7 protein-coding genes and 2 pseudogenes are annotated in these 9,050 nt (G+C 70.5%); 4 read left to right on the top strand and 5 right to left on the bottom strand.

Annotated features, from left to right (window positions below):
* Window positions 1–40: 40 nt before the first annotated feature.
* Window positions 41–727 (top strand): annotated as a pseudogene (locus EST92_RS29275) (peptidase); the annotation flags it as partial.
* 212 nt (window positions 728–939) lie between these two features.
* Here EST92_RS29275 and EST92_RS29280 read toward each other — a convergent pair.
* From EST92_RS29280 to EST92_RS29295, 4 genes and pseudogenes are all read right to left on the bottom strand, one after another.
* The gene (locus tag EST92_RS29280; RefSeq protein WP_254069109.1) at window positions 940–2,517 is read right to left on the bottom strand and encodes a S53 family peptidase; all 1,578 of its coding nucleotides are present in this window, start codon (window positions 2,515–2,517) and stop codon (window positions 940–942) included.
* A 158-nt stretch (window positions 2,518–2,675) separates the two neighbouring features.
* Window positions 2,676–3,086 (bottom strand): annotated as a pseudogene (locus tag EST92_RS29285) (CBS domain-containing protein); the annotation flags it as partial.
* 166 nt (window positions 3,087–3,252) lie between these two features.
* The gene (locus EST92_RS29290) at window positions 3,253–3,579 is read right to left on the bottom strand and encodes a plasmid stabilization protein (RefSeq protein WP_129283720.1); all 327 of its coding nucleotides are present in this window, start codon (window positions 3,577–3,579) and stop codon (window positions 3,253–3,255) included.
* A 354-nt stretch (window positions 3,580–3,933) separates the two neighbouring features.
* Complete coding sequence (locus EST92_RS29295) at window positions 3,934–5,412, bottom strand: ornithine decarboxylase (RefSeq protein WP_129283721.1); 1,479 nt, start codon at window positions 5,410–5,412, stop codon at window positions 3,934–3,936.
* Between the two features lie 274 nt (window positions 5,413–5,686).
* Between EST92_RS29295 and EST92_RS29300 the strand changes: the two genes are divergently transcribed.
* The 3 genes from EST92_RS29300 (at window position 5,687) to EST92_RS29310 (ending at window position 7,311) form a co-directional block, all read left to right on the top strand.
* Window positions 5,687–6,361, top strand: a complete 675-nt coding sequence (locus EST92_RS29300; RefSeq protein ID WP_129283722.1) for a UdgX family uracil-DNA binding protein — start codon at window positions 5,687–5,689, stop codon at window positions 6,359–6,361.
* A gap of 127 nt (window positions 6,362–6,488) precedes the next feature.
* Window positions 6,489–6,803, top strand: a complete 315-nt coding sequence (locus EST92_RS29305) for a DUF6479 family protein (RefSeq protein WP_254069111.1) — start codon at window positions 6,489–6,491, stop codon at window positions 6,801–6,803.
* 109 nt (window positions 6,804–6,912) lie between these two features.
* Complete coding sequence (locus tag EST92_RS29310; RefSeq protein ID WP_129283723.1) at window positions 6,913–7,311, top strand: hypothetical protein; 399 nt, start codon at window positions 6,913–6,915, stop codon at window positions 7,309–7,311.
* A 73-nt stretch (window positions 7,312–7,384) separates the two neighbouring features.
* Here EST92_RS29310 and EST92_RS29315 read toward each other — a convergent pair whose 3' ends face one another.
* Window positions 7,385–8,740 carry an MFS transporter gene (locus EST92_RS29315; RefSeq protein WP_161981788.1) on the bottom strand — a complete coding sequence of 452 codons (1,356 nt, stop codon included), beginning with the start codon at window positions 8,738–8,740 and terminating at the stop codon, window positions 7,385–7,387.
* Between the last annotated feature and the right edge of the window lie 310 nt (window positions 8,741–9,050).

A 9,050-nucleotide genomic window follows, 5' to 3' on the forward strand; every position in this document is an offset into this window, starting at 1 on the left:
GTCTTGGTGACCGCGCCGCCGCCGGTCCACGGCCCGCCCCGGCGCCCTGCCCCAGGCCGGCGGGCCGTGGACCGGCGGCGGCGCGGTCACCAAGACCACCGGCCGGGTGTTCTTCACCTACCAGGGCCGCACGGCCGCCTGCTCCGGCGACGCGGTGACCAGCGGCAACAAGAGCACGGTGCTCACCGCGGGGCACTGTGTGAAGCTGGGCGGCGTCTGGCACACCAACTGGGTCTTCGTCCCCGGCTACCACGACGGCCAGTCCCCGTACGGCAAGTGGGCGGCCACCAAGACGCTCTCCACTCCCCAGTGGACGGCGAGCGAGGACATCAACTACGACGTGGGCGCCGCGGTCGTCGCCCCGCTCGACGGCAAGAAGCTCACCGATGTCGTCGGCGGCCAGGGCCTGTCCTTCAACTCCGGCTACAACAAGGCGATGTACGCCTTCGGCTTCCCCGCGGCCGCCCCGTACGACGGCAGCAAGCTCATCTACTGCGGCGGCACCACCTTCAAGGACCCGCTGTTCTCCGGCGACCACGGTCTGGACTGCAACATGACCGGCGGCTCCAGCGGCGGCCCCTGGTTCGCCTCGTTCGACGAGAAGACCGGCACCGGTCTGCAGACCTCGGTGAACAGCTTCGGCTACCAGTTCTGGCCCCACACCATGTTCGGCCCGTACTTCGGCGACGACGCGAAGAACCTCTACACGACGGCCCAGGCGACCTGACCGAAACCCTCAGGGCCGTACCCCATACGGTCATTCGAGTGACCCGAGGAGCGGGCCGGCCACTGGGCACGCCCAGGCCGGCACCGCACAGCACAGCACAGCACAGCACACGGGACCACGCAGGACCGCACCGCACGGCACGAGGGGCGTCCGGCGCCCGAAGGCCTGCCCGGCGCCCCTCGGACGCCGGGCGGGCCCCGTGCCGGTCCCCCTCAGCGGTGCGCCATCTCCCGCAGGGAATCGAGCAGTTCGGTGCCGTTGGGGACCCCCAGACCCGTGCAGGCGTTCCAGCCGGGGGCGGCGCGGAAGGCACCGTTGGAGCCATCGGTGATCTTGCGGAAACCGCGTGTGGTGTGCCCCGGTGTGGCACCGGCGTACAGCAGCGGCTGGATCATGCCCAGCGGGCGCCCGAGTGCCTGCACCAGGCGGCAGACCAGGGCCGCCCAGAGAGGAGCCACGGCGCCGGTGCCGCCGATCACGGAGCGGTGGCCGTCCACGAGCACCTGATAGCCGGTGGCCGGGTCGGCGACGCCCGACACATCCGGTACGCCACGGCCCGGGGGGCTCCCGTTGTGCGGGACACCGGCGGTGGTCTGCCACGACGGAAGGCCGAACGCCGCGCTGACGCCGCCACCGGTGGCACCGTCGGCGGCCCGCCCGCCCCACACCCGCTCATGGTGCACCTGGCCGGTGGTCGGGTCGGCGTCGAGCCGGGTGCCGCCGCAGGCCAGCGCATGCGGGCTGGAGGCCGGGAAGTCGGTGTGCGGCAGTCCGTCGCCGACCCCGTCCCCGCTGCCGTCGTCACCCGCCGCGGCACACACAGTCACGCCGAGCGCCGCGGCATCGGCGAGCGCCTCGTCGATGACCATCCGGGCCTGGTCGGTCCACAACTCCTCGGCTGCTCCCCAGCTGATGCTCAGTGCGGCCGGCGTCGGGGTGGCGTGGACGGCGGCGCTCACCGCGTTGACGAAGCCCTGGTCGGTGTTGTGCGCGAAGTACACCTTCTGCTCCGCGCCGGGCGCCAGGGCGCCCGCGACCTCGATGTCCAGCAGCACCTCGCCGTCGGCTCCGTCGGGATCGCGGCCCGGCACATTGCGGGCGGCCCCGACGCTCACCGCGGCCACCCGGGGGATGCTCGGCAGGTCCAGCGAGGCGAAGTAGGTGTCGAGTTCGGCCCCGGCGAAGCCGCCGCCGAGTTCGATGATCGCCAGGGTCTGGCCGCTGCCGTCGGTTCCGGGCGGGAAGTGGTAGACCTCGGCCAGCTGCGACGGCTTGTAGGAGATCCGGTGGGTCTTTTTCCCGGCCCGCCGCAGATGGGGACGGGCCTGCGGCCGGTCGTCCAGTCCGAGCACCGCGACGACCACGCCCTCCAGCTCGGCGGGCACCTCCAGCGGGCCCTCGCGGTGGCGGTGCTCGACGGGGTCGCCGCCGGTCGGGTCGGGGCTGGCCGCGCGGGCCAGCCGGGTCCGGAACGCCGCGGCCATCTCGTCCGCCGTGCCGGTCACCTTGGCCCGGCGGGACGCCAGATCGACGTCGGTCACCCGCACCCCGAGGCGGCCCAGCACCTCGCGCAGCAGCTCGGCGTCCGCCGGGTCCGCACCGTACTGCCGGGCCAGCTCGGCCTGCGGGATCGTCTCGGGCCCCGTGATCAGCTCGTGGGGGACCGCTGCCTTGCGGCGCAGTACGACGGTGGCCTCGACGGGCGTCGAACCGTCCAGCGGGCCCGCCGGGCGCGCCTCGGGCGCGATCGAGCGGTCACTGCCAGGCAGCTGGACAAATCGCTCACTCATAGCACAAATTATCGACCCAACCATGGCGGAGCCGCACCCCGAGTATCCCCGACAAGGCGCCCTACCGCCCTCGCCGGCCTGCACCTTCACATCGACGAGCAGCCGAGCGCGACGCACGCAGGGCTGGCTGGAGCGCACCGGTGCCCGGCGGGAGAGCTGTCCGCGGAGAGCGCTTCGAGCAGGCTGCCGGCGTGCAGGTTCGGCAGCGCGCGAGCCACATCGGCCAGCGCCACCATGCCCACCAGCCGGCGACCGTCGATGACCGGGAGGCGGCGGACCTTGTGGCTGGCCATCGTCCGGAAGATTTCGTCCGCGTCGTCGTCCGCGCCGATGGTGACCACGCCCTGGGCGAGTTCCCCGGCTTTCGTCCGCTGGGGGTCCTTGCCCTTGCCGAGAACCTTGATCACGATGTCCCGGTCCGTCAGCACGCCGAGGAGGTTGCCGTCGGTGCCGCGAATCGGCAACGCCCCGACGCCCAGCCGGGTGAGGGTGCATGCCGCGTCCAGGACGCTGTCCTCGGCGCCGATGCACTCCACTCCTGGGGTCATGATGTCGCGTGCCACAGGCATAGCGTCCGCCTTGGTGAGGTCTCGGGGTTCAGCCGGGCGCAACGACCGGAGCGCCCGAAAACGCCTCCCCCCACCCGGGTAGCGCTCCGCGCCGGACGGCAGGGGCGGTCCGCGCCCCTGCCGTCCGGTGCGCCGGCAATGCCGTGCTTCCTGCCTTCGGTTGCCGTCAGCGGCCGACGGCCCTGCGCAGCTGCTCCTTGGTCATGGTGGAGCGGCCGTCGATGTGCTTCCGCTTGGCCTCTGCGTAGAGCTGGTCCTTCGTGGGGCTCTGGGGGCCGCGGTGGGAGCGCTCGCCGCCGCGCTGGGAGGCGGACTTGGGGTCGCGGGTCGAGGTCCTGCTTGCGGACTTCGCCTCTCCCGCCCGGGCGCGTTCCTTGTTGACGGTGCGCGCGGCGATCTCCTTCGCGCGCCCCGTGGAGGTCCCGCGCTTCTGGGCGCCCTCCTTGATGTGCTCGTACTGCCGCTCACGCTTACGGCTGGATCCTGCCGGCATCACACACTCCTCAATTTCGCGTTCGAGATTCTTCGTCTTCCTATGGCGGGTACCCGCATACCGGCACGAATGCGGGCGCGCCTCTCCCAGTCCACGACGAAACGCCTCCCGACGCGACACGAAGGAGAGCGGCGGCGCCCGCCCGGCCCGGCTCGTCACATACGGCCGTGCGGGCGGAGAGGAGGCACGCCCATTGCTCCGAACGGGAAAGCCCTGCGCACCGAACAGGGAGGCCGGGGGCTACGGGAGTGCCGTGCGCTCCGAACAGGAAGGCCGGGGGCTCCGAACGGGAAGGCCGCGCGCCGGCCGACGCAGGTGCCCGCGGGACGACTTGACGACCCCGGTGGCAGTCGGTCACCCCTTGCCGGACGCCACCACCCGCACGGTGTCGAGCTGGGTGTCGACGGCGTCGGGAAGGTTCATACCTGCTTCGATCCCTGAGCGCAGGTAGCGCAGCACGGGTTCGGTGAGGAGTTCGCCCGGCAGTACGGCCGGGATGCCGGGCGGATACGGCGTGATCATCTCGGCGGCCACGCGGCCCACGGCGTCCTGTGGGGGAACGTCTTCCACGGGACCGAAGAACGCGTCGCGCGGCAGGCAGCTCTGCTGCAGCCGCAGGGTGGCGGGAGGCGGCACGTCGATGCTCGGGGCGGGGCGCAGCTCCGACGCAGCGGCAGAAACAGCTTTCAGTGCCGCCAGGAGGGCGCCCGTCGTCTCCTCGTCGTCGGCGTGGGTGAGCTGGGTGTTGATGCGGCGATGGTCGGACAGGTGCACATCGATGCTTCGGTGCGTGCGAAACCAGTCGGCCACCCGGTACCCCGTGGTCCGGAGCCCGCTGACGTCGATGACGACGGGAAGCGGGTCGAAGTCGTCCGCCAGGCCGGGACCACAGAAGTCCGCACGGTCGTGTACGTGCAGGCCGTCGATCGCCTCGACGGCCTGCCGCACCCGGTTCGCCAGGTGGAGGGCCCCGTCGAGCAGGTCCCGGCCGTGCTGGACCATTTGCCGGCGCCAGCCGTCGAGGCCGGCGTAGATCAGCACGGACGGGCTGGTGGTACCGAGCAGATCGGCACGGGTTTTCAGCAAGGCCGGGTCGATCAGGTCACCCTGCAGATGGAAAACGGAACCCTGCTCCAAGCCGCTCCCCATTTTGTGGATGCTGGTCACACAGAGATCCGCACCGGCGTCCATGGCCCAGGCGGGCAGATCAGGGTGAAAGGGCAGGTGTGCGCCCCACGCTTCATCCACGATCAGTGGGCGCCGTCGACGGTGGCAGGTGTCCGCGAGGGCGCGGAGGTCCGCGCAGGTGCCGTACGGGGTCGGGCTGGTGACCAGGGCTCCTTTCGCGTCCGGGTGGGCGGCGAAGGCCGCCTCGAAGTCGTCGGCGGACGGCGGGTGCGCCAGGTGCCGGTCGGCGTCCCACCGGGGATCCACCCACACGGGTTGGATGCCGGCGAGGATCAGGCCTGCGACGACGGACTTGTGCGCGTCCCGGCCGATCAGCAACTTCTCGTGGGGACGGGCGACGGAGAGCATGGCGGCCTTCACCGACAGGGAGCTGCCGCAGGTCGAGAAGAAGGTGTGGGAGGCGTGTACCGCATCGGCCATCAACCTCTCGGCGCGTTCGAGGACTCTGCCGCCGGTACGCCGGTCGTCGAGTCCGCCGGAAGCCAGGACGTCTCCATAGAAGACGGCGTCACCCAGGAGGTCGCGGACCCGCGGGTCGGCACCCCGGGCCTGCTTGTGGCCAGGAGGGCTGAACGACAGCTGGTGCGACGCGTGATACCGGGCGAGGGCTTCCAGCACGGGCGCCTGGCTGTGGTCAAGGGACATGGCAGACGACTTCCCGACGTCATGAGTGACTAATCGGGACGTCCCTGAGCAGTGGCTCGTCGGGACGTCCTCAGTGACGCGTCGGGGCGCGTTCCTCCCCTCCCCCGCACGGGCGGCTTGACCGTCGTCAGCCACCGGAAGGTGCGGCTTGTGCGGTGGCGCGGGACAGTGGCAGAACCGCGCCCCGTCCGTGGGTCCGGCCCGCGGGACGCAGAGGTGACAGGTGACAGGTGACAGGTGACCGGTGCCAGGTAACAGGTGACAGGTGACACTGATGGTTGAACGCCAAACGGAGTCCGCTGGGCTGGAGTACGACGCCACGCCCTTTCTTCCCCGGCGCGGCGGCCTGCCGGCGTATCGGCGTGCCGCGGCGCGCTGTCAGGGCTGCCCGCTGTTCCGGGAAGCATCAGGGACGGTCTTCGGGGCGGGTGATGCCTCCGCACGGATCATGTTCGTCGGAGAGCAGCCCGGGGACCAGGAGGACCGGGCGGGAGAGCCGTTCGTCGGGCCGGCCGGACGCCTGCTTCGGGAGGCGCTGCACGAGGCGGGGATCGTCGAGAGCCAGGCGTATTTCACCAATGCGGTCAAGCATTTCAAGTTCGAGGTCGCCGAGCGTGGGAAGCGGCGGATCCACAAGCCGCCGAGTCTGCGGGAGATGTCGGCCTGCCGCCCCTGGCTGACCGCCGAGTTGCGCCTCGTGGACCCTGAGCTCGTGGTCGCGCTCGGTGCGACCGCAGGCAAGGCACTCCTCGGGTCGTCGTTCCGGGTCACGAAGGACCGGGGTGCCCTCCTCCCGTTGCCCCAGGACGCGCGTCAACCGGACGGCCGAGGAGGGGGGATGGTCGTCGCGACGCTGCACCCCTCGGCGATTCTCCGGTCCGACGACCGCGAAACGGCGTACACCGGACTCGTATCGGACCTCCGGGTGGCCGCCGACGCGTTGGGCTGAGCGGCGGGAGGCCGGGCGCCCGCGCGGGTGAGGAAGGCCTTTCCGTTCCCCGGCCGGTCGGGGAACGGCGTCGTGACCACACGGCCAGAACCCGGATAGCACCTGTCCCGGCGGGTACCCGACCGACATGGAAACCCTGCGCATCGAAGCATTGACAGTGCATCAGCATCTGGCCGCCGGCAACGGGGTGAGTGGCGTCCTGCTCGTCCTCGTGGGAATTCTCGTCGTGGCGGTGCTCATCGCGGCCTTTGCCTGGGGGCGTCGCATCAAGGCTCGTGCACCGGCACCACCCAGGCCCGAGGAGCAGCCGCGCCTGCCGGCGGACGGTCCCGTGGGATATGCCGTGGAGGACCGCGAGCCGGACGAACTCGCTCCGCGCGAGAAACGGCTCGCCCCGCACGAGGTGAAGGGCAACGGCATCGAGTCCCGGCGCCGGCGGTAGCCGGCAGCGCACGGCACCACCAGGCGCCTCGTGCAGGGGGAGGGCTATGCGTACGTCGTCCATGAAGAGCGGCCGCGTAGCTGCACGCACCATGCGAGAAGGAGGCACAGTGAACGACGCGGAAGAGGCAGCACAGACGAATGAAGGGGCAGCCCAGGTCCAGGTGGCGGTGACCGATTGCCCGCCCGAAGACGCACGGACGGTTTTCCGCGCGCTCAACGCGGTCTTCCGCTCCGACCGGACGAGCGACGACGGTCCTGCGGACTCGGCCGGAAGCGGGGTGACGGTGTGGGCGGCGACCGTTGACGTGTCGACGCCACCCGCCGAGACGGCGCCTCGGCGGCTGACCGCGCCGGTGACAGCCACCCTCCAGGGTGGCTATTGGGCGGTCGACCGCCTGCGCGCGGGCCTGGCTTCGGTGTTCGCGATCCAGGAGGTCGGTTCGACATCCGGCGACCAGGAGCAGGAGGCGCAGTTGCGCTTGGTGACCCGGCCGACCGCCGCGTAGCCCCCGCCCCCTCCGCAAGCGCCCTCGGCCGGAAGGCCGGGGCGTCGGTGAGCCGCCGGCGGCGGTGCGGCGTTCAGGCTCGTACCCGGTTGCGGAAGAGGGGGCGTTTGCGTGGCAGCGTGGCCGCGGCCAGAGCGAAGGTGGCGGCCAGCACGATGCTCGCGAAGACGAATCCGTGGAGCGTGGCCGACGCCTGGATGATTCCCGCGGCGTTGGATTCCCGATCGTTGGCCGACAGGACGAGTGCTCCCGCGGCGGCGAATCCGAAGGCCCCGCCCAATTGCCGCAGGGTTTGCCGGAGGACGGAGGCATCCGCACGTTCGTCAACGGTGACGGCGCTCATCATTTCCGCACTCAGCGCGGGAATGGGCATCCCCATCCCGAGGCCGGCGACGATCATCCCGGGGACCTGCCACAGGTATGCGTCCCAGGGAAGAACGGCTGCCCAAGCGGCCGTCCCGAGGGTGGCGACCGCCAAACCCCACAAGACAGGCACGCGGATCGCCTGGAAGCGCTCAAGGAGAAATCCGGAGGCGAAAGTACCCACGGCCAGCGCAGCGACAAAAGGGAGCAGTGCCACACCGGAGCCGAGCACCGTCAGGTGCAGAGCCTGTCGCAGATAGACGGCGCCGTGCACCAGCACGGGCAATTGGGCGGCCTGGACCAGGAACGTGACCGCCACCGCAGCGGCATACGTGTGGTTCCGCAAAAGGCCCAAATCGAGAAGAGGACGGTCGGCTCTCAGGATGACCCGGACCGAGAGCGCCAGCAGAAGCACGCCCAAGACCAGGGCAGGAACCGTCCTCGCGGCAAATCCCCAGCTTCCGCTCTGGTACAGGGCAAAGACGAGCACGACCAGTGCCGGGGTCATGAGGAACGGCTGAAGGACACGAAGCGGCTCCCCCGGAGCCTGATCGTGCAACCGCGCTTTGGCGATCGCCCACAGGACCGCTCCCGCGAGGGGAATATTGATCAGGAAGACGGAAGGCCATCCGAAGAACCGCGTCAGCAAGGCCCCCGCCAGGGGCCCGAGCACGAAGAACAACTGAGCCACCCCGGCGTAGGTGGCCAAGGCCATGCCACGCTCGTGTTCCTCGTAGACATCTGTGATGACGGTGGTGGCGACGGGGAGTATCAGCGCGGCTCCCGCCCCTTGAACCGCTCTCGCTCCGAGGAGGAGTGCGGCGGCGGGCCCGAATTCCGGCGCCAGGGCACACCCCCCGGAGGCAAGGGCGAAGAGCACGACCCCGGACCGGAAGACGGGAAGGAGACCGAACTTTCGCGTCGCCATTCCGCCGATCGGCACAAGTGCCGCCAGGGACAAGGCGTAGACGAGTACCACCTGGTGCATGGCGGACGTATTCATGTCCAGGCCGCGCGCCACCGGGTCGAGAGCCACCGCGACGACCGTGACGTCGAGGAGGGCCATCCCCCCGGTGCACCCCATGGCGGCAAGGACATATCGCTTGCGGGTCAGCGAGGGATCCGTGCTGGGCGAAACCAAAGTGAGCCCCTAGTGAACCCGTTTGCCGTCACCGGCTCTGCTTCGCCCTTTCCGTCCGGCGCACTGGATGCGGCCATAGCAGAGTGACGTCACCTTAGGCCGCGACACCGGCACAAGCTGACGCTGTCGGCGACGGGTCTCGGCGAACACCTGAACGCGGCTCTGGCAAGATTTTCGTAGCCGGAGATCATTTCGGTGGTGTCGTGGTCGACCGATCCGCATAACGGCGTCGGAG

Source organism: Streptomyces sp. TM32 (genome assembly GCF_004122755.1).
Lineage (GTDB): Bacteria > Actinomycetota > Actinomycetes > Streptomycetales > Streptomycetaceae > Streptomyces > Streptomyces sioyaensis.

Bases quoted from the DNA above. Each gene is read 5' to 3' on its own strand.
- EST92_RS29280 (WP_254069109.1), bottom strand. From the start codon at position 2,517: ATGAGTGAGCGATTTGTCCAGCTGCCTGGCAGTGACCGCTCGATCGCG.
- EST92_RS29290 (WP_129283720.1), bottom strand. From the start codon at position 3,579: ATGCCGGCAGGATCCAGCCGTAAGCGTGAGCGGCAGTACGAGCACATC.
- EST92_RS29295 (WP_129283721.1), bottom strand. From the start codon at position 5,412: ATGTCCCTTGACCACAGCCAGGCGCCCGTGCTGGAAGCCCTCGCCCGG.
- EST92_RS29300 (WP_129283722.1), top strand. From the start codon at position 5,687: ATGGTTGAACGCCAAACGGAGTCCGCTGGGCTGGAGTACGACGCCACG.
- EST92_RS29305 (WP_254069111.1), top strand. From the start codon at position 6,489: ATGGAAACCCTGCGCATCGAAGCATTGACAGTGCATCAGCATCTGGCC.
- EST92_RS29315 (WP_161981788.1), bottom strand. From the start codon at position 8,740: ATGGCCCTCCTCGACGTCACGGTCGTCGCGGTGGCTCTCGACCCGGTG.